The following is a 26,402-nucleotide window of genomic DNA, read 5'->3' on the forward strand; positions in this document are numbered from 1 at the left end:
AAATCAGGCAATGGATTTGAGTCTATTTGAAACCCTTGATTTTACCCTGTCTTTGATGGTAATTTCCTTTTTATGAACACACATCTTATTTCACTTCACGGTGGCCACAGTGGCCAGTATTGCAGTCATGCCCGGGATCTGCTGGAAGATATTATTCAACGGTATATCGAACTTGGGTTTAAACAAGTCGGGATTACCGAACATGTCCCACCGGTCAATGACCGATTTTTATACCCGGATGAGACAAAGCTCAATCTTACGGCTGACGACCTGTATAAACGGTTTGAAGCTTACTTTCAACAGCTGACGGCACTGAAAAAAAAATATGCCCCCCACATCAAAATATTTGCCGGCATGGAAACAGAAACCTGTACAGGTTATGTGGATCATATCAAACAATTGGTCTCCACATTTCAACCGGATTATATTGTGGGATCGGTCCACCATGTGGATGACATCTGTTTTGATTATTCCAGGGAAGACTATGACAGGGCATTGTCCCTGTTTGGCTCGTATGAAGCCATGTATGCAAGATACTTTGACCTGCAATACGGCATGATTAAGGCGCTTAAGCCATTTATTATCGGACATTTTGATCTGATACGGATTCATGATGCCGGGTACAAAAAAAGGCTTTTAATTCCAGGGATAGATCAAAAAATAACCAGGAACCTTAGGCTTATCAAATCCTTGAACCTGGTCCTGGATTTTAATCTGCGCCCCTTGACAAGGGGGAAGAAAGAGCCGTATATCACATCCTCAATTCTTAAAACGGTAAAAGAAATGGGGATCCGTGTGGTTCCCGGAGATGATTCCCATGGGGTCAATGAAGCTGGCAACCATGTTGACAAGGCCATTGAGAGATTAAACGCACTTGGATTTGACACCCAATGGCCGGATCCGGCAATGCTGGGGTAAGGCAATAAAGGATAGCAAATGAAAGCAGTGGTTCAACGGGTAAAGAATGCCCATGTAACGGTGGATGATACCATGATTTCCCATATTGGCAGCGGACTTCTGGTATTGCTGGGTGTCCAGGAAGAAGATACCCAAAAGGATGTGGCGTTCCTTGTGGAAAAAATCATCAACCTGCGGATATTTGAAGATGACAAGGGCAAGATGAACATTTCCCTTAAGGATGTAAAAGGGGAACTTCTGGTCGTATCCCAGTTCACCCTGCTGGGGGATTGCCGGAAAGGCCGAAGGCCCTCCTTTGTTAAGGCCGCATCACCTGAAAAAGCCAGGGCCCTTTATGAGTCCTTTATCGATGGGGCCATCGGGTCAGGCGTGGTGACAAAATCAGGTGTTTTCCAGGCAATGATGGCGGTTTCCCTGATCAACCACGGACCGGTCACCCTGCTCCTGGATACCCGAGAAACATAACAGAAAGACAGTATCAATGACACCAGAAAACCTTTCCATCGTTTTAGTTGAACCCCAGGGACCCATTAATATCGGCTCTGTCTGCAGGACCATGATGAATTTTGGATTCAACCGGCTTCGCCTGGTGAATCCCACCAAACATTACAAATCCCTTTTGGCAAAAAAAATGGCCTTGAGCGCGTTCACGGTTCTTGAAACCGCATTAATATTTGATACGCTCCAGGCCGCTCTTTCCGATATACAGATTGCCTTTGGCACGACCCGCCGGTTTGGCAAATACCGTAAAAATTTTTTCACCCCGTCGGATGCCGCCGAAAAATTAAGAAATACCCATCAGGACGTTCATTGCGCCCTGGTGATGGGTCCTGAGGATACCGGACTTGAGACAAAAGATCTTAACCTTTGCCAGCATTTTATCACCATTCCAACCCATGATGGCTATCCGTCCATGAACCTGAGCCATGCCCTGACCGTGCTGTTATATGAAGTATCTTTAAAATCCGATCAGGGAGAAAAGCGTTCCGATCCGTCCCCTAAACGGCTTGCAACAGGCGAAGAAATCGAACATTTGTTTCGCCATATGAAAGACAGCCTCATGAGCATTGATTTCCTGGACAAACAAAACCCGGATCACGTGTTGAGAAGTTTCAGGCGGCTCTTCGGTGCAGCCGGACTGTCATCCAGGGATGTCAACATTCTCCAGGGCCTTATGAGCCGAATCGACTGGACCGAAAACCAAAGAAGGAAATATACCCATGTTCACGATGAATGATCTTCTCGAAGTTGCCATAAAAATGGAAAAAAATGGGGCCGCCGTCTACACCGGTTCCATTCAAAAAATCCAGCACAACGAACTCAAATCCCTTCTCAAATGGATGGCAGATGAAGAAGCCATCCACGAACAATGGTTTGCTGACCAGAAAAACAGCCTTTACCTGGAAAGGGATGAGGCCAACCTGAAAAAAATGGTTCCCCAGGCGTTGCAGGACATGATGGGTGAAAAAACCCTCTCCCTTGATGATGTCGATTTCAACACCATAACAACGGCTTCAGAGCTCCTGGAAACCTTTATCAGCTTTGAAAAAGATACCATCCTGTTTTACGAAATGCTTGAATTGTTTGTTGAAGATGAAACCGTATTAAAGGGATTAAAAAAAATTATCCGTGAAGAAAAAAACCATGTTGACCAATTAACGGACATGATGGCATCTCTCTTTGAAGCGTCGGTTTAAACACAGGGATGTCTCCACATCCGGACCAACGCCCATGCCCTGGAATGCCGGGACAAAAAAAAGGGCCGGGCAGATCACTATCTGCACCGGCCCCTTAATCGTTTGAAATCAGACGTTATGCTTTTTTGAAGATATAATTCAGTTGACCGTTTGACAGGACATTCGTCGCTGTTGTCATCTCCATACCGACTTTTACTTCATCGTCAGGGATGGAACTGTCTAATCTGCCAAAGACCTTGTAATCGCCATAATCCAGAAGGGCGATTGAATACGGTAAATCCGCCTCAAAACCAATGGGGGCAAATTCCAGTTTGCTGTAAGTTCGGAGGATTCCCTTTCCTTCAACATCAAACCAGTCCATTTCCCTTGAAAGGCATTCGGCACAATCTGCTCTGGGGGGGAAATATTTTTTTCCACATCCCTTGCAGCAGGTTCCACTGACTTTACCCTCTTCAAGTTTGGTTACAAAATCGTTCACCTTTGTAATGGAGGTAAAACTAACTGTTCCAAATTTTTTAAACCTGTCATCTACTTCTCTTTTTCCCATTATCTACCTCCCAAAAATGGTGACATTACCATACAGACCCACGCCACCGATGTTATGGACCAATCCGAATTCAGGATCTTTTACCTGCATTTCACCTGCCTCGCCTCTCAACTGGAGAACGATCGTTCTCATTTGTGATCCACCGGTAGCGCCGATGGGATGGCCCTTTGAGAGCAGTCCACCGTCTACGTTAACAGGAATACTTCCCTCTTTGTAGGTTTCCTTGCTCTTGATCAGGTCTTTTCCCTCACCCGGCTTTGCAAAGCCAAGATTTTCATAGGCCATCATCTCTGCGATGGTAAAACAGTCATGGACCTCGGCAACATTAATGTGCTGTGGTGTAATGCCGGCCATTTTGTATGCTTCAGCACCTGCCAGTTCACCGGCTGTGAGCCCTGAGAAAACGTCTCTGCCTGCAAGGTTTACCGTGGTGGATGCAGCGCCGATACCCCTGATCCATACCGGTTTTTTGGCGAACCGCTTCGTCATTTCTTCATTTCCCAGGATAATACAGGAACTTCCATCAGCATTTGCACAACAATCCCCAACCCGAAGGGGGCTTGCAACAGGATTTGACATGGGACTTTTGGGATCATGGAACATTTCAAAGGTGACGGGTTTGCGGTATACTGCCTTTTCATTAATTTGACCGTATGTAGCTGATTTTACACGGATAAGCGCCAGATCATCCGGCGTAGTCCCATATTTTGCCATATGGCCCTGGGCGTACATGGCATAATAGGCCGGCATCATTGTCCCAAACGGACTTTCCCACTGGATATCAGCCCCTCGACCCATTCTTTCCTGTGATTCAGCTGATGAAATTTCAGACATCTTCTGGAAACCAACAACGGCAACCACATCATGAAGCCCGGATTCAATGAGCGCATACGCCAGCTTAACGCCCGTGCTGCTTGAAGAACACAGGGTTTCCACATAGAATGTGGGCTGGGGGGTCATCCCCAGATATTCTGCCATTACGCCTGCTGCTGAACGCTGTTTATCATATTCCGGGGAAGAACAAACGACAGACGCTTTGATATCTGTTGTTTTGATCTGCGCATCTTTTAAAGCATCACTGAATCCTTCAAACGCCAGCTCTTTAATCGAACCCGGGTAGCCTCGAACAAAGGAACTTTGGCCGACTCCAATAACTCCTACTTTACCCATAAATAACCTCCTACAAAAATTTCTTGGAAAGTTAACAGTCTCCGCCGGAATCCGAAATTCGAATGTGTTATCACTGCTTTGCAAGCTAACGGGCGGGGAGCTGCAATTGTTTTAATCATATATCAAACAGAAAAGAAGTATAGGGCATGGAGACTGACGGGTCAAGTCAAAAGGAAACTTGATGTGTAAATCCTTTGAATGAAGTTAAACATCACCCCCCAGATAACGGCTAATGATGGGAATAATATGGGGCTAACGCTTCTAGGGTTTTCTGAAGCGCCAGTGCATATTTTTCATCGGCATTCTGTTTGGCCGCCATGGCAGCAACAATAACGGCATGGTGTTTTTTCAGCCGTTCCACATAATCGGTCTGACTGGTTTTAACCCGCTGGGTCAAAAAATAATCGCTGATGGTGGCAATCACTCGCTGGGCATGCACTTCCTTATTCATTACCCAGCGAACCAGTTGATTTTGGGATTGTGCATCTGTTTTACCGGATAATGTTGCGATCAATTTGCACGATTTTAATACCGTGGCTGTGTCTTCCAGCATTTGGTCTACTCTTGCCGCATCATTATAAATTCCGCAGGGTATCTGACAATGGGCAGATGCTGTCGTTAAAAAAAATGCAATTGTGAGACCCCAAACCGCCAAAACAGATACCAACATCTTTTTAAACCATACTTTTTTCATATCCAACTCCTTGTTTGATGTAACCGTTAATATATGAAACTCAACGTTCGGTCTTTGGCGCTACTGGATGGGGGCATGCTTTTTTTAAGGTGCTTTTTATCCGTTTTTCATGACCAGATGAACAAATAGTGCCATGAGGAAAGCCTGCCACCCCAATATAATGGCCAACGTTGAAAGTTGAGTATAAAATAAGCGTGGAAATCCAATTGTGCAAGTCACTTTTTCATGCTTTTTCAGCAGTGTGCGGTCAATTGATTTCAGCCAGGTACACTATCCGTTATACAGTTGTGGTGGTTATATATTCCTTCAGGTCTGAATCCAGTATGTGTTTCAGCTCGATAAAATTGTCTTCCCGGGTTTCCGCAAACAAAAACCCAAAGACAGGGTAGGTTTTATAATTAATTTTTCTTAATTCCATTGGCGTTTCAAAATTTGAAACCAATTTTTCATAATCAAATGATGTGATCTCTTGTCCGTCAATGCCGGTTGAATTGTCCAATACAATAATACTGAACAGTTTGCCGTCTTTCCCCTTGAGGCGTTCAGGCCAATCTGGTTTTTTTTGGGCATAATAATACAGGTAGGGATTAAATCCATAGGCCCGGCAGGTGATATCCGGGGTCGTACACCACCCGCCAAACCGCATCGGGTTGACTTCTATGGGCACTAATGTTCCATCCTTGTCCCGCCTCAATTCCATATGTATGGGAAAATTTCTTACGCCGGACAGCCGGCCGATTTTTCCGACAAAATCTGTAAATTCTTCCAGGTTGGTTTCAATAATCTTTTTAGATGAACTGTAAACCCTGTCACTGACATCGGTATCCGAAGAAAATGTATGGTTAAAAATGCCGACAATAACCGGTTCACCCATGGAATTATAATAGGCATCCACTGCAAATTCATCGCCATTGATACACTGCTCAATAATAAAGGAATGGATGTTTAATACCGCTTCCGGGTATAAATCCTTAATTTGGTCTGTTTCTGCAATGATGGCATCAATGGTGCTTTCCCACTCCTCGTAATGGGAAACCTTATACACCCCCATACTGAAAAATCCCACAGCAGGCTTGATGATAATGGGTAGTGGAATCTGGTCAAACTGAATCTTTTTCAACTGCTCAACCCGAACCGCTTTAAAGTAAAAATCTGGGAAAAGGGGCTTGATCAGCTCGCGAAATTTCACTTTGTTTTTGAACAACTCAATTTTTTCAGGCAGATGGCTGAAGGCCAAATGCCTGGATATCCAGCCGATTGAATTTTCAGATGTTGTATAGATGATCGGATTGACTGTCTCTTGAATCCTTTTTATCGCCTGGGTTTCACTGATCATGGGTGTTCCGCTGTAAAGATCTAAATTTTTGGCGATATCGGTACCAACGACAGGGATGGCATTGTCCCTGAGCGTTTGTTTTAAAAAGTCAGAGATGTATGGTTTGTCTACAAAAAACATAATATTTACCTTATTCTTTACGGGTTTCCAGAATTTCCAGGACCTTTTTACATTGATGCCCTGCCCTTGTGTTTATATCTTCGGCCCGTTTCAGGGTCTTTTTTTTGAACGGCTGGTCGGTGATGTCCGCCATATTGATCAGGACATTTTTATACGCCCCCCAGATGCCGGTTTCCAGGGCCTTTGCCCCCACTTCAACATCAGATCTGGATGCGATATTACCATATCGGGCAACCCCTGCCATGGCCTCCCAGGCAGCATCAGCAAGGGTCATGGTGGTCAAGGGAACATCAATGGCTTTTTTCAGGCCCTGCTGCAGTTTTTCACGCTTTTGTTCCTTTTGCGCCGGGGTATCTTCAGGCAGGCGAAGGGCTTCCACATAGTCAATAAAGGCATGGGTATCCGCATCGATCATGGAAATCAGGGCGTTGGCTGCCGTATGCAGGGGAGGAACCAGTTCCCGCATCCTTGAATCAAGGGCTTCAAATTTACGAACCCCCAGGGTCAGTTTGGCCACCATAGAGCCAAGCCCCGAACCCATGGCTGCAATGGCCGCAGAGACCGAACCGCCGCCCGGCGCTGAACTTCTTGAGGCCACCTGTTCAATAAACTGTCTCACCGTCAAGCCTGCCAGGGGCTCTTTTTTTTCTTCGGCAATGATATACTCGATAATTTTTTCTTTTGGGTTGAACGGGGCAACGGAATTCAGGCCCAGCCGCTCAATGGCCAGCCTCACTTTCTGGTCTTCCTCCAGGACAAAAAGGTTCTCTCGTTCAATATAATACGCCGCCGCCATGAGCAGGGCTTCCAGGGGGACCACCCCCACAATTTCAGATCCGGTAACGGCCACCTTCAATTTTTTTGCATCTTTTTTAACTTCTTCAAACAGCATATGGGGAGGGGTAATGTGATAATTCTCCAGGTTAACCGTGACCTGGGCAAGATTATAGTCATCCACATACCATCCCATGCCCTTGACCGCTTTGAGTCTTCCGGGTTCAGCCGGACCGCGGCCGTCCTCCCGTAAATTCAGGGCAATCCTATGGGCCTGATTGGGGGTGGATAAGAGATTGACGTTATAGGCAATCAGAAAAGACCGGGCACCGGTTACGGTTGCCCCCCACTCGGGGATAAATTCACCCGGCCCGAAATCCGGCTGCCACGCTTTGGTACGGATCCTGTCTTTTATGCCTTCGTACTGCCCTTCCCTGATCTGGGGCAGTTTTTTGCGATAATCAAGGGTGGCGGATGCTTCATACAGGTAAATGGGAATACCCAGTTCCGCTGCCGCGCGCCTGCCAAATGCCCTGGAAATTTCAACACACTCTTCCATGGTCACACCCGCCACAGGAATAAACGGGCAGACATCCAGGGCACCCATGCGATGGTGTTCCCCCTGGTGGGTTCTCATATCGATTTTTTGCCTGGCCACCCGGGCGGCGTTCAAGGCCCCTTCCAGAACCGCATCCGGGGATCCCACAAAGGTATAGACGGTTCTGTTGGTGGCGTGTCCGGAATCGACATCCAGAACCCGGCAGTCCTGGGTCTGCCCAATGGCATCGGTTATGGCATCTATGGTTTCTTTGTTTCTGCCTTCACTGAAATTCGGTACACACTCGACTATTTTTTTCATGCCCGTTTCTTTCCTTTTAACTCAATTTTTAGGGTTGACCCTTTTTACATGTGACTCAGGAACCGATTTTTTTCAGCAATAGTTTGTCCAGGTTTGCAGCAAACAGGTTCCGATTTTTCTGGTTGAGTGCCGGTGGACCACCGGTTTCAATACCACTTGATCGAAGGGTATCTTTGAAATTTCTCATCAAAAGAACGCCACGAATGGTATCCCTGGAATACAACTCCCCCCGGGGATTAAGTGCGTGGCCTCTTTTTTCCAATACCTGGGCTGCCAAAGGGATATCACTTGTAATTACAATGTCACCAGGGCGTACCCTGGTTACAATTTCATTGTCTGCTTCATCAAATCCCGATGCCACTTGAATCAGTGAAATCCATTTTGAACGGGGGATATACATTTGCTGATTTGCGACAAGTGTCAAAAAAATACCAACCCGTTGGGCAACTTTAAACAAAATATTTTTTATCACCACAGGGCATGCATCTGCATCAACCCATATCCTTCTATCCCCCATCAAGTCCCCCGAACCAAATTAATTTAAACTATCCGCAAATATCATCCACCAGAACCGGACAACCCATTTTTATAAACTGAATCGCCCGACTTATTGTTTGTATTTGATCATGATAGATGATAATGTACTAACAAATCGAAGGCAATAAAAAAGAGGTGACAAATGTCCAAATCACAAGATACAAAAAAAGCGGTAAAGAAGAAACCCTTGAAATCTGCCAAGGAAAAAAAATTAGAAAAAAAAGAAAAAAAGAAAAAATAGCCGGTTCAAAACTGTCGGGTTCATTCTTTCGTCGACTTTGAGTCCTTCATCTTATAATACTTCCACGTATCTTCCTTATGCCGTGAGCTAAAACAGCAATTCTCATATTAGGAACAAATGTGATTAAATCAAAAATAAAAATAAGATCCAGATATGTGCCTGCCGGCATCCGTATTCTGTATGAGGATCGGGACATCATTGTCATTGATAAGAGCTCAGGTCTTTTAAGCGTTAAAGCCAAGTACGAAAAAGAACAGACCGCTCATCAACTGCTTATAAATTACGTTAGAAAAGGCAATCCAAGGACAAAGGCCAACCTATTTGTTGTACACCGTCTGGATCGTGAGACCTCAGGCGTATTGGTCTTTGCTAAAAGTTTCAAAATTCGTGAAAAACTGGCAAGCCAATGGGACGATGTAGAAAAAAAATACCTGGCCATCGTCCATGGTAATTTAACAAAAAAAAGTGGCATCATTGAGTCTTATCTTGCTGAAGGCGAAGATTATATGATGCATTCCGTTGAGAACCCGAAAGACGGAAAGTTTGCCAAGACTAAATATACGGTAAAAAATGATTCTAAGAACTATAGTCTGCTGGAAATCGATCTTTTGACGGGTAAAAAAAATCAAATCCGTGTTCACTTGTCCGAACTTGGACATCCCATTGTCGGTGATTTAAAGTATAGTGAGAATGAGAAAGGTCGTTTGGGGTTACATGCTTTTTCCATCAAGTTTAAACATCCCTTTACGAATGAAAAAATGGCGTTTGAAACTAAAATACCCGAATTTTTCACAAACTATTTTAAGCCCCAGGGCGAAATCGGGGCTCACAAACAGCCACGATATTAATTTATTTTTTTGCGATTCCGCGGCCCCTTTTCCAGGGACAGCCCCGCCCTTTCGGTTACAGTATCGCAACCTGAAATATATTAAGGAAAACCGCTTTGTATTCATCCACCCGGGAAGGGATAGACCCTTTGCTTATCTTCCCACGGCAATTGTGCCGAATCGTTTTTGCAAATACGCGTCCATCCTGAAATCCTTTCTATTTTCTATAGGGTCAGGGACTCGGAAATAACTCTCATCAAAATCGATATCAACCGGATCTTATTTACGGTTGATGTTTCAGGGATGGAAACCGGGATGCATCTGTATGGGGGTAAAACTTGGCGCCTGAAAACATATTCATAAATTCCTGGTTGACGTTCAGTTCGATATAGGTAATGGACTGCCGGATCTTCATGATCCGTTCAAAGGCCCCGGGAGTATTCAGCAAAACTTTTGCACCGCCAAGGGAGCTGTTCTCAAGGACCTCAAAGGTTTCTAACGGGATATCCGGAAGCATGCCAATGGAGATGGCCGACACGGGATTAATAAATGAGCCGAATGTTCCTGCCACATAAAACGTGTGCAGATCTCCAAAATCCAATCCCGCGGTATTTTTCACAATCACTTCCAGGATGGTGTACATGGCGGCCTTTGAACTGGTCAAAGAATTCAGGTCCACCTGGCTTAAACAGATGGGCTCCCCGGTGGCAGAATGCGTTTCATCCACAAGGATGAAACTCATGATCCCGTCCTGTTCCAACAGCCGGTTTTTACAGGCTGGTTTAGAAAATTTCCCCCGGATATCGATCCGTTTGGATAAAAACAGGCTCGCAGCCAGATCAATCATCCCGGAGCCGCAGATACCGATGGGCTTTTCCCCGTCCAGGGTATGGATGGCAAGATCACCGGATTCGGGATCAATCCAGACCCTGTCGATGACCCCGGGCTTTGCGGTCATGCCCATTTTACTGACACCGCCCTCCAGGGCCGGCCCGGCAGCACCGGCACAGGCAATGAGCCAGTCCTGGTTTCCCACAACAATTTCCGCATTGGTGCCAACATCCACAAGGATGCAGGGGTCTTTTTTCCTGTCAAGGTCTGAGTAAAGAATACCGGCAATGAGATCGCCACCGAAGTAGGAGCCGATATTGGGGAAAAGAAATACCACCCCGTTTTCATTGATATCAAGGTTCAAGTTCCTTGCCAACTGTGTATCCGGTATATTCACACAGGGGATATACGGTTCTTTGATCATCTCAAACGCTTCAATCCCTAAAAACAAATGGGTCATGGCGGTATTACCGGCTGCGGTAACCAGATAAATATCTTGTTTCCGGTATCCGTGCGCTTTGCACAGTGCAGCCATATGCTGACTTACCGCCTCAATCACCAGGTGATTCAATTCCGCAAGCCCGTTATGTTTATGAGAATAATGAATCCTTGCCAGGACATCAGGCCCGATGACGGCCTGGGGATTGTCAAACCCTTTTTCACCGATCTCCTGTCCTGATTCAAGATCCATCAGGGATATCACAATTCTGGTGGTACCGATATCAATGGCCACTCCCAGGACCGGTGTGGCTGACAGGGGGTCTAAAAGGTCCACCAGTATCCAGGAATAACGGTCTTTAAACAAAACCGCCCTTGCCTGAAATGCCCATAACCTTAAATTTGACGGCAGATGCTTAAGGACATGTAACGGCACCCGAATCTCTTCCCCGCCCAACTCATCCATAAGGGATTTTTCCAGCCGCTGGTCATCTGCCGTGTTATCGGTTAAGCTCGGGGTGTCAACACAGACGGTGCGAACAAACCTTTTTTTCTGCATCATTTATGCAACCTCTCCAGGCGTGCCTTGACTTTTGGAAAATAATCAAGGTTGGTATGGGGCATGAACAAGGCCCCCATATAATGATCCATATAGGAAGGGGTTGACGCCAATTCAAAGTTTGTCATCATATTGACAACCTTGGCCACATCCCGGCGCAGCGCATTGGTTAACGAATTGATCTTGCAGCCCAGAAGAGAACCGTTCCCCAGATACGTGACTTTATCCGGCTCGATTTCCGGCAGCAGACCAATGGTGATGGCACTTTCCAGATCCACATAACTGCCAAACCCACCGGCAAGAATGATCCGCTCAAGATCGTTTATGGTCAGCCCTATTTCTTCCAGCAAGGTCAATACGGCACCGTACATGGCGCCTTTGGCCCGGATCAGGTTATCCAGATCCGGTTCTGTAATGGCAATATCCCGGTCAATCTGGGTATTTTCCTTATAAACAATGACATATTCCCAGATATCATCTGTTTGACGGATTCTCGGGGTGCCAAGGGTCCGGTTGAACCTGCCCCGGGAATCAATAACACCTGTTTCCAGGAGTTTTGCCGCAAGGGTTATCAGACCGGATCCACAGATCCCTTTGGCCTTTTTATTGCCAACGGTGATGATCATGGGCTCATAGGTTTCCGGATTAATGGAAAAATCCTCAATGGCGCCCTTGATGGCCCGCATGCCGAATTTTACGCCGCCCCCTTCAAAGGCAGGGCCGGCGGACGCTGCCGTACAGACCATCCACTCCTTATGACCGATGGCGATTTCCGCATTGGTCCCAATATCCATGTACAAGGTCAGCTTATCGGTTCTGTAAATGCCGGAAGCCATGATACCGGCGATGATATCACCGCCCACATAGCTGGAAACCCCCGGAAAAATCAAGGCAATGGTATGATCTGCCAGATCAATGCCGATCTCGGAAGCATGGAATGGCGGATACATGATGGATGCCGGCACATAGGGATCACGACGGATATAACTGGGGTTTATTTTTAACAGCAATTGGGTCATGGTGGAGTTTCCGGCAAGGGTTATGGTGGTCACCTCGTGTTTGCCGATACCGGCTTTTTTAATAATCATCCCAAGAATCTTATTAATGGTGTCTATGACGCGTTGATGAAGAATGTCAAGCCCATCAGCCTTTTCAGCAAAAATAATCCGTGAAATCACATCTTCACCATAGCTGATCTGGCTGTTGAATTCGCCTTGCTGGGCGAGGACCTCACCGGTCTGCAGATCAAGGACTTGTCCAAAGACCGTGGTGGTTCCAATATCCACTGCAATGGCAAAATTTCTATCCCTGGTGTCAAAGGGTTCGATGTTGACGATCTCATTTTGTCCATCTTTTCTGACCGGTCTGACAATGGTTACTGTGACCTTAAAGTCGCCTTCCCTGAGGATATCAGATACTTTCCGGATCAATGCCAGGCCCATGGTCAGGCGGTGCTCATCATGTTTAAGGCGAAGATAATTGATAATCCGTGCCACATCTGCCTGATTATCTTCAACAGTTGCCGAATCCAGTTCCAGATAAATCTTTTCCACTGGCGGGGCAAACATCCCGTCCTTCCGGAGTTCATCAATATTGGAGTACATGATTTTTGCCGTATGCCGGTTGCCGGCATGGACATTTAACCGGCTGGTTTCAATCTCGGACTCAACCGGAATTCTCACCACCAGATCAGAGACAATTTCAGACATACAGGCCAGCCGATACCCTTTTTCCTGGTCTTCCCTGCTAAGATGTTCTGAAATACCCCCTTCAACCATTCCCTCTTCAATCAACACCCTGCATTTACCGCAGACACCGCCGCCGCCACAGGACGCGTTAATGTGAACACCCGCGTCCATGGCCGCCCGGATCAGGCTCTCTTTATCATCAACCTCAACGCTTACGTTATAAGGCAAAAATTTTACTGAATATGTCATCGTTACATCCTTTTTTGAATGCGTTTGTTTAATTGTAAAAAATCGTAAAGAGTATAACCATTCTCGCATTGATTTGGCAAGTTGAGTTACAAAATAATCGTACCTGTACCTTCGATTACCATTGAAATTTTCACCTCATTATGGAAGTATTGAATTTGTATCACTAAAAATGATTTAGTACATATAATTGATTCATCAAAAGGGGACCCGAATGAAAAAGATTGATGAAACCCGATTAAAAAACATTGTGGGGGAACACAATATAAAAACAGATCCTTCCGACCTGTATATTTATGGATCTGATTCTTCTGTCCATCATGCCATGCCCTGGGCGATTGTCAGGCCGGAAACGACCCGGCAGGTGCAGGACATCATGAGATACGCAAACCAGGATATGATCCCGGTGACGGCCCGGGGGGGCGGTTCGGGAATGTGCGGTCAGACCGTTCCGATCCAGGGCGGCATTATCCTTGACATGAAGCGAATGAACAAAATTCTGGAAATCAATCTTAAGGATGTCTACTGCCGGGTTGAGCCCGGTGTTGTTGACGATGACCTGAACCTGGCCTTAAAACCATACGGGGTATTTTATCCGCCCACACCGGCATCCAGCCGAATTGCCACCATTGGGGGTGAAATAGCCAATAATGCCAGTGGGGTCCGGTCTGTAAAATATGGGGCCACTCGGGATGCGGTTCTTGGCATGCAAGTGGTTCTGGCAAATGGGGATCTGGTCCATCTGGGTGCCCGCACCAGGGTTGAAGCCTCGGGTTACCAGCTTCACAAACTCATGGTGGGGTCTGAAGGCACCCTGGGCATCGTGGTGGAAGCCACGCTAAGCTTTGTGCCCATCCCGGAATTCAGGTGCATGGGGGTGGCCAATTTCGACTCCCTTAAAGATGCCGGTGATGCCATCGGGTCCATTATGGCAGCCGGTGCCGTTCCCTCCATGCTGGAACTGGTGGATTCCGTGGCCATCAAAGCGGTCAATAAAACCATGAACCTGGGCCTTAAAGAGGTGGCAGCGGCATTGATTTTTGAAGCAGACGGCATGGTACAGGAAGCCGTGGATTATGAAATCAACAAGATGAAGGCCATCTGTAAGCAACACAACGGCCAGGATATATACGCCAGCTATGATCCCAAAGAAAGGGAAAAAATATTTATGGGACGGAAGAAACTCTTTCCCGCACTCTCTAAATATGACGACAACCTGGCCAGCACCGCCCTTGCCGATGACATGGCCGTTCCATACTCAAAAATGGCGGAAATGGCCGAAAAAATCCATGAAATAGCGGATCGGCACCACATTGTCATGACGGCTTACGGTCATTGCGGTTCCGGATGCATGCACACCAAGATTTTAATGGACACCAGACGAAAAGATCAGTGGGATGATGCAAAACAAGCCATCACAGAGGTCTACGACTATGTCCGGTCTGTTAATGGGACGACCAGTGCTGAGCATGGTATCGGTCTTTCCAAAGCCGCATCCTTTAAGCTTGAGAAATCAGATTCCTTAACGCTTTTAGCCAGTATTAAAAAAGCCATCGATCCCCATAATATCCTGAACCCTGGAAAACTCAGCCAGGCACCTGAGAACTGGGTGACGGCAACCAACTTGAGATATTCTGTGAACAGTTAAACTAAAAGGTGACTCCCATGGAAAAAAAAACAAAAGACTTCAAACACCTTGAAAAATGGCAAAGCACCCTGGCCAATTGTATCCGATGCGGATATTGTTTTGAACACTGCCCCATGTTCAAGCACACCAGCTGGGAATCTGATGCCCCAAGGGCAAAAATCATTACCGCTTTCGGACTGTTATCCGGAGAGGTTGAACCATCGGAATCAGCAGCAGATAAAATGTTTTCCTGTTTTTTTTGTGGCCGATGTGAAGCGGCCTGTTCTTCAGGGGTTCCCTTAACTGAAATTTTTATTGATGCGAAAAAAGATCTTGTTGAAATGGGGCTCAAAGGCCCTGGAACCACCTCGACAACCGAATTAAATTGCGCCCGCTGTCTCATTTGTGTGGGATCCTGCCCCCATGATGCCCGGTTCTATGACGGGAAAGGGATTGCCACGGATCCGACCAAATGCCAGTCCTGTGGTATCTGCCTTGATGTCTGTCCCGCAGGAGCCGCTAAAATTAAAAATGATTTTGGAACCAACAGTGACAATTTGATTGAGAGGGCCGCCACCTTTTTAGACACCCATGAATCGGCCAAGGCCATCATTTTTGCCTGTAACTGGTCCTATTACCCCGAACTTCAGGCATCCCTGCTCCCGGAATCCGAGACCAGGGACAAGGGGTATGAAATCCTGGTAAACATGTGCGGGGGACGTCTTGGCGCACACCTGCTCATGGCCCCCTTTCTTCACAATGCCTGGGGGGTGATGGCCGCGGTCTGTCCGGACGGTGACTGCCGGCATGATGGCAACCTGAGGGCCAAAAAGGTCATTGAGACCCTACGCAATACCTTCAAAAGCATCGATATCAACCCGGAAAGAATTCAGCTCGTCCAGATCCCGGCCGGGGACAAGACATTGTTCCAGGCGGAAATTGATACATTTATTGACACGCTCAATCAACTGGGCCCCATACGATAAGGGAGAAACGGGTATGAAGGTTAATGTTCCCTATGGGAAAGAGGGTACCCTGGCCGTTGACATCAGCGATGCTGTCAAGGTTGATTTTCTTGAAGCCAATGATGTCAACATCGATAATGAAGACAAAACCATTCTCACGGCCATCCATCAGCCCATCAACAGCAAACCGTTTATTGAATTTTTAAGGGGGGCAAAAAAGGTGCTGGTCATTGTCAATGATGCCACGAGACCCACCCCCACACAAAAAATTATCGGGTTTATCTTTGATGAATTACAACACACGGATTTTAATTTCATTATTGCCACCGGGGCCCACAGGGGACCGTCACCGGAGGAATATCTTCAGATTTTCGGTTCTTTTTATCCCGACATAAAGGACCGGATTATTGTTCATGATGCCAGGGCCACCGAAGACCTGGTATTCCTGGGCACCTCCACCAATGGAACAGATATGTATGTCAACAAGGCCGGGGTTGAAGCTGACAAGATTATCATTATTTCTTCTGTGGAGCCCCATTATTTTGCCGGGTATACCGGGGGAAGAAAATCCTTTTTACCGGGGATTGCCGGGTATGGCACCATCGAGCAGAACCACAAGCTGGCCCTTGTTCCCGAAGCCAGGGCTTTGGCCCTTGACGGCAACCCGGTTCATGAAGATATGATGGATGCCATTAAAACCGTCAAACAGGATATCTTCTCCATCATGACAGTCCTGGACAAGCACCATAATGTTTATGCCGCCTGCTGCGGCCACATTCATGATTCCTTTCATGCCGCCATTGCCCGGGCCAACGAGGTATTTGCAGCCCCTTTAACGGCCAAAGCCGATATTGTGGTATCCGTGGTAACATTTCCCCAGGATATTGACCTGTACCAGGCCCAGAAAGGCATTGACAATGCAAAGCTGGCCCTGAAAAAAGACGGGATCATGATCCTGGTGGCAAAATGCCGGTGCGGTATCGGCGGCAAGGCCTTTGCCGATCTCCTGGGGTCCAGTGACACGCCTGAAGCAGCCCTTGAAACCATTAAACGAGGATATGTTTTAGGGTATCACAAAGCGGCTAAAATGGCTGAAATCGGACTTTGGGCACAAATGTGGGGAGTAACGGACGTAGATCCAGACCTCATTTCAAAATTATTCATCAAACCGTTTAAAGACCTGCAGACGGCTGTTGACAAGGCCCTGGAAGAAAAAGGCCGGGATGCCACCGTCCTGTTTTTGATGGATGGCGGGCTCACCGTCCCCTTGATGAAATAAGGGACCTTTTCCCTAGATCAGGTCCCTTATTTTAATGCGCTTTTTATGGATCGTTAAAGGTCGTTAATCGCTTCGGTAAGTTCCGGCATAAACTCAAGGATATCTGCCACAATACCCACGTCCGCCACCTGAAAAATAGGGGCTTTGGGGTTCTTGTTAACGGCAACGATGAACGGATTGCCCTTTACACCGCCCATATGCTGGAAGGAACCGGATATCCCCATGGCCATGTATACCTTGGGTTTAACCGTCTGGCCGGAGGTGCCGACCTGGCGGGATTTTTCCAGCCATTTGGCATCAACAATGGGCCTTGAACAGGACACAACCGATTTCATGGCTTCGGCCAGTTCCTGGGCAATTTCAATATTTTCTTCATCCTCAATTCCCCGGCCAACAGATACCAGTACATCGGATTTGGTAATATCGACATCCCCCACTTCTGCCGCAACAAGTTCAAGGAATTTTCTTTTTGAGGACAGGTCTCCGGCATCACCGGATTTATCAATAATAGATCCGCCGGCAGCCCCCCCCTCAACCGGTGCAAAAGATCCGGGTCTGATGCTGATGACAGCGCCGGAAGCGATATCAATGGTCACATGGGTACTGACAGCCCCGCCAAGTTCCTGGCGAACCGCTTTCAGGGCGGTTCCGTCGATCCCTTCAAAATCAACAATATCTGCTGCATAGGATGAATCCATTTTAACGGAAAGACCGGGTGCCAGATCCATTCCAAAAGTATTGTGGGGCACAAGAAAAATAGCATCGGCCGGAATAACATTCACCAGGGCTTTCCTGATGACTTCGGCATTGGGATAGGCAAAATCTGCCTGATTAATTTTAATAACCTCTGAATAAACGCTGGTCATCTCGTTGGCCACGGCATCCACATCAGCCCCTGATCCGACGACAACAGCCGTTAAAGAAGCACTCTCATCAATTTTTTTGGCAGCTGAAGGGAACTCCAATGCCACGTCTTCAGCAGCACCGTTGTTAAATGGAATATATGCAAAAATTTGTGTCATGATTAGAGCCCTCCTTTTGCTTTAAGCTTCTCAATCAATTTTTCAATAATCTCACCCGTGGAGCCTTCAAGCATTTCCGCACCATCCCCCATATCCGGTACAAAATAATCGACTCTCCGGGTTTTTGCGCCGGCATTACCCACACTGCCGGCATCAATACCGAGATCACCTGCTCCCTTTACAGGGATATCCACACTGGCCACTTTTCTGATACCGCGGATGCCCACATAACGGGGTTCATTAATACCCGTCTGAATGGAAAGAACACAGGGCAGTTCTATTTCATTCATTTCCTGGTTTCCACCCTCGATTTCTCTGCCCACTATAATTTTACCATCACCGACCTCAATTTTATTCACCAATGAGGCGTAGGGCATGTCCAGCATGGCAGCCACCATTCCCCCCACCTGACCGGCCCCTTCATCTGCCTGGGCCCCGGTCATGATCAGGTCGTAGTTGCCTTTTTCGATTTCTGCCTTAAGGATAGTGGCAATTCCCTTCCCATCAGATGCCTCAAATGCATCATCGGAAAGGAGGATGCCGTCATTGGCACCCATTGCCATTTCACGCCGCAGCACTTCTTCGGATTCATCATCACCCACCGTGATAACCGTCACATTTCCGCCAACGTTATCCACGATCTGAATCGCTTCTTCAACCGCATAGTTATCCCATTCATTCACTGAATAAACCAAGTCATCTCGATCAAGATCATTTCCGGCACTGTTGAGTTCAAATTCATTCTCAGCAGTATCGGGCACTCGCTTGACACATACCAAAATCTCCATTATTGTCTCCTTTAAATCAAGTAATCGTCACAGGTTTTTTAACCTTAGAAACCCGTAACACATTTATTGTTAAGCAAGATGCTGCTCAATGAGTTCTGTAAAATCCAACGCTTCCATCTCTCCTTCTTTGCCTGCAACCTTGATGGCATCCTGGATATTGACCAGGCAGAAAGGACAGGCCGTCACAATAACCGTTGCGCCGGCCTCAGCAGCCATATTCACTCTTAAAACGCCCATTCTTGTTTCTTCTTCCGGTTCATAGAAGAGCATCAGCCCCCCTCCGCCACAGCAAAAGGATCGATCCCGGCTCTTTTCAAGCTCTACCCGGGTTAACCCGTCAATGGCATCAAGGGCCTGTCGGGGATCTTCATATATCCCGTTATGACGTCCCAGGTAACAGGGATCATGATACACATACACCGCATCCGGATTTTGACAGGGCTTCAGGTCAAGCTCCCCTGCGGCTATTTTCTCCGCAACCACCTGACTGATATGCTTGACCGGCGGCAGACCCGTATAATCATTTTTCAATGCATTATAGGCATGGGGATCTGCTGTTACGATCTGTTTTACCCCTGTTTCCAAAATAGCCTCGGTATTTTGGGCTTTCAGATCCTGGTACAGCATTTCTTCACCAAACCGCAACACTTCGTTTCCACTGTCTTTTTCCAGTTTACCCAGGATACCGAAATCAACCCCGGCCTTGTTGAGGATAATTGATGTCCGTCTGGCGATCTCCTGGATATTATCATCATAGGATGTAATACTGTCTACAAAATAGAGGGTGTCGGCTGCATCCTTGGCAAGGTCTTTAATCTGCCAGTTGGCTTTAAATTCTTTATCATTGGCCCATTCTGCCCGCTTTTTCTCCATTTTCCCATAGGGGTTTCCCCGTTTTTCAAGGGCTTTTAACGGTTTTTGCAGAGACTGGGGTACCATGCCTTCATCCACCATCCCCCGTCGAAGGTCAACCATTTTATCAATATATTCGATTCCCAGCGGGCACTCTTCTTCACAGGCACCGCAGGTGGTACAGGACCAGATTTCATCTTCCGTATAAATATCTTCCACCAATAATTTGCTCTTGTAAATTTCTCCGGAAAACGGATAATTCTTAAAGATCAAATCCCTGGCCTTGATGGTGATAAACCGGGGGGATAAGGGCCGGCCCACTGCATTGGCAGGACATTGATCAGAGCATCGGCCACAATCCGCACACGAGTAGAAATCCAGCATATGCTTCCAGGTAAAATCTTCCAGGGTTTTGACACCAAAGGACTCAAGATCATCCAGTCGATCATCAGAGACCCCATGCATGACCGGCTTGATATTGCCTTTTTTGACCCGCATGAAAAACACATTAAAAATAGAGGTGATGACGTGAAAATGTTTTCCCAAAGGCAAAAAGCAAAGGAAGAAGAAAAACGTCAAATCATGAACAAAATAGGTGAAGATATGAAGTCCCTGGAGTAGATTTTGAGACGCGGATGCCAGCATGCCTTTAAAAATCCAGACCAGAGACAACGGCGCCAGAAAATGTTCCACCCCGGTATGCTGAAATTCATATGCCAGCTCAGAGGCTTCATAAAGACTTTCCGATATCATGAGGGTGGCAATAATACCCAACACAAAAACCGCTTCTGCCGTATGGTCATGGCCGTATTTTTCAGGAACATCATACCGTTTGGGTTTATAGATGCCCCTTCGGACAGCGGCAATGATACACGCGACAAGGACAAGGGTTGCGGCATAATCTTTAACAAAATTATAGATATCGCCCAACACCCCCCCCAACCCGGGGAGTACAAATCCATCCGAGACACCAATGATCACCAGTGAGGTCGACCGAATGGACAGGATTAAGAACCCGGCGAAGATCATGATATGCAGCACGCCTGCCAGCATATACCGGGGCTGCCGCATCTGTCCCAGCCAGATAACAACAAGATTTTTGACCCGCTGTCCAATTTGATCAAACCGGTTATCCGGGTTCGCCCTTACCAGGGGTGCAATCCGCCGGGCCATAATGTACGTGAACACGCCTACCCCGATGATAGGCAACACAAATGATAATATGGCCGCGGGAAATATCCCGAAAAACTTGAAACTTGCCGGCCCGATTATTGAAGACATACTTCTTACCTCCCAAATATTTTTTTTAAGCGTAATGAATAAAACTCAAAAAGCTTTAATAAACATGACCGAACACGTCAAGTAAAAAACAGTATTCAAAAAATTTATGTCATTCAAATGCTATATCTCATTAAACCATTAAAACCCCATCACTGACCCCTGACACCCGTCAGGTAAAGATCCACCAGCGGATCTGCCATTGAAACCAGATCATACCTGCCATCAGCCGACACCCAGGTACTGATGACCCCTTCGACTGCACCCAGAATAAACCGTTTCACCAGACCGACAAAAAGGTCCTGGCGAATGGTGCCTTCAATCTGGCCCTGCTCAATGATATCTGACAAAAGATCCAGATACATTTTTGATATATCTTTAATCTGAAACTCAATATCCCTTAAATACCGGACTTCTGACTGGAAAATAATGGCCATGTTTTTATCATTTTGAAATTCCTCAAGATGACAGTGAATTAGCCGACGGAGTTTCTCTTCGGCATTTCGACCCTTTTCAACGGCCGCATGCATTTTTTTAAACACAACAGTGGTTTTAAACGTGATGAACTGGTATAAAATGTCGTCTTTATTTTTAAAATACAAATACAAGGTTCCGTCTGCTACACCGGCCTGGGCGGCTATCTGGGAGATGGTTGCCTTGTAGAATCCAAGTTCCGCAAACACGGCCCCGGCACTGTTGAGTATGTTATGATATTTTTCCGTTTTATTTTTCTGCAAACCGGTTCAACCCTTCCTAAATATGAATGAATAAAGATTCATTATTTAACAAAAGATTTTTATAAATGTCAAGGGGATTATGATTATTGATACCTCCTTCTCCATATAATATTTAATCTAATTTTACAGATAGTTATAGAATCTTATTTTTTTGGTTTTTAAAATCACTTTAATTCAATGTGGACAATACAAACATGAACATTCATTCATTCTTCAATATATCTTGATTTTAAACCGGTTTCATGTAAAAAATGACAGATCTTCATTTACCATAATCCCAGAAAATCAAGGAGGGTGACATGATACACTCAAAAATAACCGCTTCAGATTTTGAAAAAGCACTTGATATCGGCAGGCCCCCTAATGTAAAGACACTGTTTCCCCACTCCAAAGCACTGCTGGTCAGTGGAAAATATATTGATCTGGCCATGTTGCGCAAGGGCAACTGCATGACCATTGCTGCCAACGGGCGTAACGCTTTTGTGATTCGGGGTGCCCTGGCCGCTGCCCAACGGGCCAATGCAGCCATTATCATTGAAATTGCCAGATCAGAAGGGGGGACAGGGGCCTATTGCGCAGTAAATTTATGGAATATTGCCCGACAGACAGATGCCTTCATGAACGAACTGGGAATTACGATTCCCGTGGCCATCCATGCCGATCATTTTGGGATAAAAACCCCCGAAGACATAGACCCGGCTAAAACTGAAATCCAGTCCTTATTTGACGCGGGAATTACGTCCATTGCCATTGATGCCTCCCATATGCCGGATGAGCAGAACCTGCTGGCAAACCTTGCTTTGTATCCGTATATTCCTGACTGGGCCGGCCTTGAAACAGAAGTCGGTGAAATAAAAGGCAAACTGGGGCTTTCAACGGCACAAGAAGCCTGTTTCCTTATCCAGGGACTCAATGCCCACAATATTTTTCCCAACTGGATTGCCTTAAATAATGGTACCACCCATGGCATTGAAGCCAGTGATACCGGTATCAATGTCGAGTTGACCGCACAAATCCATGAGGCCCTTTCCAAATATAAAGTTTCCGGGGCACAGCACGGTACCTCAGGGAACAATTCCGACAGGCTCCGGGAGATCGCCTCAAAAACCCGGACAACCAAAGCCAATGTGGCAACGGCCCTGCAAATGATCTCCTGGGGGGTTGAAGTCAATGATTACGGGAACGCCATCCTGGACAAGGGTCAGTTTATCAAACACAGCGACCAGGGCGTTTCAGAGACGTTATGGGCTGAAATGCAGGCCTTTGCCCAAGCCAATAATTTAAAAGGCGGGGACTTTAAAAAATTGAACCTTCCCTTTGAAAGCAAATTTCTGGCCCAGCCAAAAGACATCCGGGACAGAATGGCAAAGGGGGTTGAGACCTTTGTGTTTGGTCTGCTCACCACGGTTTTTAACGCGACAGATACCGCCCCCATCGTGATCGATGAAATTATAAAAAACAACTCCCATGATCCGGGTTTCAAGGCTGAAAAAATTGAATCCGAAATGGACTGGACCAAAGAAAAAATATTGGAGAAAGCCACAGATATCAACACTGACAAGGGTCCCAAGGGAAACTTTGATGATTGAAAATAATATTAAAGTTTTAATTTTCTCATACCGATAATGAGTTTTAAGGAGAAAATTAAATGCAGATACCGTCATACCAGATACAAAATGTCCTGAAAGTTTACTCCCGGCAACTGAGCCAGGGCAGAATACTCAGCCGAAACAAATCTGCCGCCATGAACAAACCGTCTGCTGACAGCGTGACCCTCTCCTCTGAAGGAAAAAGAAAGGCGATTATCGATAAGGTTGCCGCAAATATTGTGGACAAGATTATTACGGAAGGGCCGAAAGAAAAAAACGAAGAAGAGATCACCAGTCAAATTGAAAAAGAACTTGGTAAAAAGATTAATTTCACAAAAGATAAAACTCAGTTCACCTATACTGTGATTGATGAGAACAATCAAAAAGCAACCCATATATTATCTGTTGAAGATTCAAAATTCATTGTCAAGCGAATGACGGAATTGGCAAGAGAAGTCGCGGACAGCAATATGGAGTTATAAGGAGACACACATCATGAAAATAGCAAATTCTACTCCCCATTACATCAATCAAGCCTATACCAACCCGGCAAACACTGCTGCCAATCAAAATTTGAAATCCCAAAAAACAGCGGATCAGGTCGTGAATGAAACAAAGACTGACTCCATCAGCTTCTCTGACCGAACCAAAGATCTTCAAAAAATATCCAAAGCCATGGAGACAGACCCGGCTGACAGAAAAAACTATGTGGCAGATATCAAATTAAAGGTTGAAACCGGTCAATACACCATGAATGCGGAAACCATTGCCGAAAAAATGGTGGGATCTTTTATGAATGGGGTGGCGTAATAGAAATATTTTCCCGGTATTCTTTTTTTTTAAATGGCCGTTTCGGTGACACGAACGAAAGTATCTGATTTTATACAATTTTTCATCTGACCAATAATTACACCTTCCCTGGCATACCTTTTGCTTATTACATCATATTAGTGTATCTAAGTAAAAAGGAGGTAAGTATGACCCACATAAATCCGACAAATGAATCCGCTCCATCTTTTGGCACTCCGACTCCCAAAGGTTCGCATCATCAAAAAACAGACGTCTTTGAGACGGCCCTCGGCAAAGCCCTTGATAGAACGGAGGCACCTGAAATGGAATCGACATCACCCCATGCCTTAGGAGAAATCACCGCTAAAGGCCTGAATATTCTAACGTCTTCAGACGTGGTTTCAGGGAAAACCGGCAAACTCCTGGAATTGCTGGATTCATACGCCTCACAGCTTGAAAACCCAACCATCTCATTAAAGCGTATTGCCCCGGTTCTGGAAAAAATAAAGGACGATGCCGGTACCCTGTTAAAAGAGACAGAGCGTTTGACCGATGCGGACACAAACCTGAAAAAAATTGCCGCCCGGACGATTGTAACCGCACAAACAGAATACGTTAAATTCCAGAGGGGAGATTATCTGTCATAAGATTGTTTGGCCTGTTCCCAAAACAGGTCTTTTTGATTGTTTGAAAGATCTTTCAGTTTGACCTTTTTCTCCTTTAACCGGGTTTCCATTGCTCTAAATCGGCCTTCAAATTTTGCCGTGGAAACCGCAAGGGCAATTTCCGGATGAAAATCTGCAACTCTTGCCACATTGACGAGACTAAACAGGATATCTCCAAATTCCATCATGGCCTCGTTTTTATCCCCGGATTTTAAAGCCGCTTCAAATTCAACGATTTCATCTTTGGCAGTCTCCAGCACGTCATGGATCGTATCCCAGTCAAAGCCTTCTTTTACTGCACACCTGGAGACTTTTAAAGCCCGAATCAATGATGGCATCCCCTTGGGAACGGCATCCAGTACGGATGCCCGGGTAAGACCCTTTTCCTTGTTTTCCAGGGCCTTGATGGATTCCCACTGCTGGGTCACCTCTTCGGGTGTTGATACACTGGCATCCGCGTATACATGGGGATGACGATGAATCATTTTTTTTGCCACCTGGCCCACAACATCGGAAAAGGTAAAGGCGTGCTGCTCCTGAAACATTTCCAGGATAAACACCACCTGAAACAGGACATCGCCCAATTCCTCACAAATATTTTGCAGGTCTTTTTTGGCAATGGCCTCTTCCAGCTCATACACTTCTTCTACAAGACATTTCCACATGGTTTCAGGGGTCTGCTTCCGGTCCCAGACACAGCCGGTTTCACTTCTTAATGTTCGGACAATCTCCAGCAGGGGGTCTATTGATGCCAATTTTTTTGAATTCCTTCCAGGTGTTTTATAAAATCTTTTCGGGTATTTTTCGAGACAAACACGGTCATGGCTTTAGATACTTTTGCAACATCCGGCGAAAATTTTGAACCGGTTAAAAGGCGTGAGTCTTTTGGCAGAAACGTTGTAATCATAATAAACAGCACCGACACAATCAATAGTCCTTTGGCAGCCCCAAAAACAAGGCCAAAGGTTCTGTCCACCCACCCTAAAAAAACAAGATTCAAAAATTTCTGGATCAGTATGGAAATAATACCAATGGCGACCAAAATTGCACAGAACAAAAGAAAAAAAACAATCAATTTTCTGATACCGGGACTGGCAATCCAGGATTCAGCATAGGGGGTGATCAGCGGATAATAGGTATATGCGCCATAAAACCCAGCCACAACGCCGATGGTGCCGGACACCTCTCCAATCAACCCCTTAAAAAGTCCCCGTATCAGACAAAATGAAACGATCACAATCACAGCAATATCAAAAGCGTTCATGTTTCCCCTTTTGGCTTTGATTAACCCCGGCTTTCCAATACCAATTAACCCGTTTTTTAGTCAAG

At 46.1% G+C, this 26,402-nt stretch carries 26 protein-coding genes; 12 read left to right on the plus strand and 14 right to left on the minus strand.

The genetic code is table 11. The features are described 5' to 3' along the window. The first annotated feature begins 72 nt into the window (after nt 1-72). Genes Q1Q15_RS16245 through Q1Q15_RS16260 form a run of 4 tightly spaced genes read left to right on the plus strand, consistent with a single transcriptional unit; the run spans nt 73 to nt 2,615 of the window. Nucleotides 73-918: a histidinol-phosphatase gene (locus tag Q1Q15_RS16245; protein WP_300462218.1), complete on the plus strand. Its 846-nt coding sequence runs from the start codon at nt 73-75 to the stop codon at nt 916-918. A gap of 18 nt (nt 919-936) precedes the next feature. Then, nucleotides 937-1,383 carry a D-aminoacyl-tRNA deacylase gene (gene dtd / locus Q1Q15_RS16250; RefSeq protein WP_300462221.1) on the plus strand — a complete coding sequence of 149 codons (447 nt, stop codon included), beginning with the start codon at nt 937-939 and terminating at the stop codon, nt 1,381-1,383. A gap of 16 nt (nt 1,384-1,399) precedes the next feature. Then, nucleotides 1,400-2,155, plus strand: a complete 756-nt coding sequence (locus Q1Q15_RS16255) for an RNA methyltransferase (RefSeq protein WP_300462224.1) — start codon at nt 1,400-1,402, stop codon at nt 2,153-2,155. Further along, nucleotides 2,139-2,615, plus strand: coding sequence for a ferritin family protein (locus tag Q1Q15_RS16260; protein WP_300462227.1), 477 nt, complete (start codon nt 2,139-2,141; stop codon nt 2,613-2,615). The genes Q1Q15_RS16255 and Q1Q15_RS16260 overlap by 17 nt, the downstream gene beginning before the upstream one ends. A gap of 115 nt (nt 2,616-2,730) precedes the next feature. Here the strand turns inward: Q1Q15_RS16260 and Q1Q15_RS16265 are convergent, their stop codons facing one another. From Q1Q15_RS16265 to Q1Q15_RS16290, 6 genes are all read right to left on the minus strand, one after another. Then, nucleotides 2,731-3,162 carry a zinc ribbon domain-containing protein gene (locus tag Q1Q15_RS16265; protein ID WP_300462229.1) on the minus strand — a complete coding sequence of 144 codons (432 nt, stop codon included), beginning with the start codon at nt 3,160-3,162 and terminating at the stop codon, nt 2,731-2,733. Between the two features lie 3 nt (nt 3,163-3,165). Next, nucleotides 3,166-4,332, minus strand: coding sequence for a beta-ketoacyl synthase N-terminal-like domain-containing protein (locus Q1Q15_RS16270; RefSeq protein WP_300462232.1), 1,167 nt, complete (start codon nt 4,330-4,332; stop codon nt 3,166-3,168). A 229-nt stretch (nt 4,333-4,561) separates the two neighbouring features. After that, on the minus strand, nt 4,562-5,026 hold the full coding sequence (locus tag Q1Q15_RS16275) for a superoxide dismutase, Ni (RefSeq protein WP_300462234.1): 465 nt from the start codon (nt 5,024-5,026) through the stop codon (nt 4,562-4,564). A gap of 277 nt (nt 5,027-5,303) precedes the next feature. Beyond that, nucleotides 5,304-6,482 carry an ATP-grasp domain-containing protein gene (locus Q1Q15_RS16280; protein ID WP_300462236.1) on the minus strand — a complete coding sequence of 393 codons (1,179 nt, stop codon included), beginning with the start codon at nt 6,480-6,482 and terminating at the stop codon, nt 5,304-5,306. Nucleotides 6,483-6,492: 10 nt separating this feature from the next. After that, nucleotides 6,493-8,115 carry a glutamate formimidoyltransferase gene (gene ftcD / locus Q1Q15_RS16285; protein WP_300462239.1) on the minus strand — a complete coding sequence of 541 codons (1,623 nt, stop codon included), beginning with the start codon at nt 8,113-8,115 and terminating at the stop codon, nt 6,493-6,495. Between the two features lie 55 nt (nt 8,116-8,170). After that, nucleotides 8,171-8,632 (minus strand): YaiI/YqxD family protein, encoded by a 462-nt coding sequence (locus tag Q1Q15_RS16290; protein WP_300462241.1) that lies wholly within the window; start codon nt 8,630-8,632, stop codon nt 8,171-8,173. 380 nt (nt 8,633-9,012) lie between these two features. On the opposite strand from Q1Q15_RS16290, the gene Q1Q15_RS16295 reads away from it, so the two are divergent. Next, a complete protein-coding gene (locus Q1Q15_RS16295) occupies nt 9,013-9,741 on the plus strand; it encodes an RluA family pseudouridine synthase (protein WP_300462244.1) in 729 nt (242 codons plus the stop codon). A gap of 262 nt (nt 9,742-10,003) precedes the next feature. On the opposite strand, the gene Q1Q15_RS16300 is transcribed toward Q1Q15_RS16295, so the two are convergent. Together Q1Q15_RS16300 and Q1Q15_RS16305 are read right to left on the minus strand one after the other, a co-directional pair. Then, on the minus strand, nt 10,004-11,551 hold the full coding sequence (locus Q1Q15_RS16300) for an ASKHA domain-containing protein (protein WP_300462246.1): 1,548 nt from the start codon (nt 11,549-11,551) through the stop codon (nt 10,004-10,006). Beyond that, nucleotides 11,548-13,485 carry an ASKHA domain-containing protein gene (locus tag Q1Q15_RS16305; RefSeq protein ID WP_300462248.1) on the minus strand — a complete coding sequence of 646 codons (1,938 nt, stop codon included), beginning with the start codon at nt 13,483-13,485 and terminating at the stop codon, nt 11,548-11,550. Before Q1Q15_RS16305 ends, Q1Q15_RS16300 begins: the two co-directional genes overlap by 4 nt. Nucleotides 13,486-13,696: 211 nt before the next feature. Here Q1Q15_RS16305 and Q1Q15_RS16310 point away from each other — a divergent pair, with 211 nt between their 5' ends. Genes Q1Q15_RS16310 through larA form a run of 3 tightly spaced genes read left to right on the plus strand, consistent with a single transcriptional unit; the run spans nt 13,697 to nt 17,353 of the window. Next, entirely contained in the window at nt 13,697-15,130 is a 1,434-nt protein-coding gene (locus Q1Q15_RS16310; protein WP_300462251.1) for an FAD-linked oxidase C-terminal domain-containing protein, read from the plus strand. A gap of 17 nt (nt 15,131-15,147) precedes the next feature. After that, nucleotides 15,148-16,095 (plus strand): hydrogenase iron-sulfur subunit, encoded by a 948-nt coding sequence (locus Q1Q15_RS16315; RefSeq protein WP_300462253.1) that lies wholly within the window; start codon nt 15,148-15,150, stop codon nt 16,093-16,095. Nucleotides 16,096-16,108: 13 nt separating this feature from the next. Continuing rightward, on the plus strand, nt 16,109-17,353 hold the full coding sequence (larA, locus tag Q1Q15_RS16320) for a nickel-dependent lactate racemase (protein WP_300462256.1): 1,245 nt from the start codon (nt 16,109-16,111) through the stop codon (nt 17,351-17,353). A gap of 53 nt (nt 17,354-17,406) precedes the next feature. Here the strand turns inward: larA and Q1Q15_RS16325 are convergent, their stop codons facing one another. From Q1Q15_RS16325 to Q1Q15_RS16340, 4 genes are all read right to left on the minus strand, one after another. Then, entirely contained in the window at nt 17,407-18,375 is a 969-nt protein-coding gene (locus Q1Q15_RS16325; RefSeq protein ID WP_300462259.1) for an electron transfer flavoprotein subunit alpha/FixB family protein, read from the minus strand. 2 nt (nt 18,376-18,377) lie between these two features. Beyond that, nucleotides 18,378-19,163, minus strand: coding sequence for an electron transfer flavoprotein subunit beta/FixA family protein (locus Q1Q15_RS16330; RefSeq protein WP_300462262.1), 786 nt, complete (start codon nt 19,161-19,163; stop codon nt 18,378-18,380). Between the two features lie 69 nt (nt 19,164-19,232). Further along, nucleotides 19,233-21,296 (minus strand): (Fe-S)-binding protein, encoded by a 2,064-nt coding sequence (locus Q1Q15_RS16335; protein ID WP_300462265.1) that lies wholly within the window; start codon nt 21,294-21,296, stop codon nt 19,233-19,235. Between the two features lie 149 nt (nt 21,297-21,445). Continuing rightward, nucleotides 21,446-22,030: a TetR/AcrR family transcriptional regulator gene (locus tag Q1Q15_RS16340; protein WP_300462268.1), complete on the minus strand. Its 585-nt coding sequence runs from the start codon at nt 22,028-22,030 to the stop codon at nt 21,446-21,448. Between the two features lie 299 nt (nt 22,031-22,329). Here Q1Q15_RS16340 and Q1Q15_RS16345 point away from each other — a divergent pair, with 299 nt between their 5' ends. The 4 genes from Q1Q15_RS16345 to Q1Q15_RS16360 all read left to right on the plus strand — a co-directional run bounded on the left by Q1Q15_RS16345 (nt 22,330) and on the right by Q1Q15_RS16360 (nt 25,055). Then, nucleotides 22,330-23,619 (plus strand): class II fructose-bisphosphate aldolase, encoded by a 1,290-nt coding sequence (locus tag Q1Q15_RS16345; RefSeq protein ID WP_300462270.1) that lies wholly within the window; start codon nt 22,330-22,332, stop codon nt 23,617-23,619. Between the two features lie 59 nt (nt 23,620-23,678). Then, nucleotides 23,679-24,101 (plus strand): DVU0524 family FlgM-associated protein, encoded by a 423-nt coding sequence (locus Q1Q15_RS16350; protein WP_300462273.1) that lies wholly within the window; start codon nt 23,679-23,681, stop codon nt 24,099-24,101. Between the two features lie 13 nt (nt 24,102-24,114). Further along, on the plus strand, nt 24,115-24,429 hold the full coding sequence (gene flgM / locus Q1Q15_RS16355) for a flagellar biosynthesis anti-sigma factor FlgM (protein WP_300462276.1): 315 nt from the start codon (nt 24,115-24,117) through the stop codon (nt 24,427-24,429). A 167-nt stretch (nt 24,430-24,596) separates the two neighbouring features. After that, nucleotides 24,597-25,055 carry a hypothetical protein gene (locus tag Q1Q15_RS16360; RefSeq protein WP_300462277.1) on the plus strand — a complete coding sequence of 153 codons (459 nt, stop codon included), beginning with the start codon at nt 24,597-24,599 and terminating at the stop codon, nt 25,053-25,055. Here the strand turns inward: Q1Q15_RS16360 and mazG are convergent. Continuing rightward, nucleotides 25,043-25,828: a nucleoside triphosphate pyrophosphohydrolase gene (gene mazG, locus Q1Q15_RS16365; RefSeq protein ID WP_300462280.1), complete on the minus strand. Its 786-nt coding sequence runs from the start codon at nt 25,826-25,828 to the stop codon at nt 25,043-25,045. The two genes, Q1Q15_RS16360 and mazG, sit on opposite strands and share 13 nt — an antisense overlap. Further along, nucleotides 25,816-26,337 (minus strand): CvpA family protein, encoded by a 522-nt coding sequence (locus Q1Q15_RS16370; RefSeq protein WP_300462281.1) that lies wholly within the window; start codon nt 26,335-26,337, stop codon nt 25,816-25,818. The genes mazG and Q1Q15_RS16370 overlap by 13 nt, the downstream gene beginning before the upstream one ends. Between the last annotated feature and the right edge of the window lie 65 nt (nt 26,338-26,402).

Origin of the sequence: Desulfobacula sp. (assembly GCF_030145145.1) — a bacterium.
Lineage (GTDB): Bacteria > Desulfobacterota > Desulfobacteria > Desulfobacterales > Desulfobacteraceae > Desulfobacula.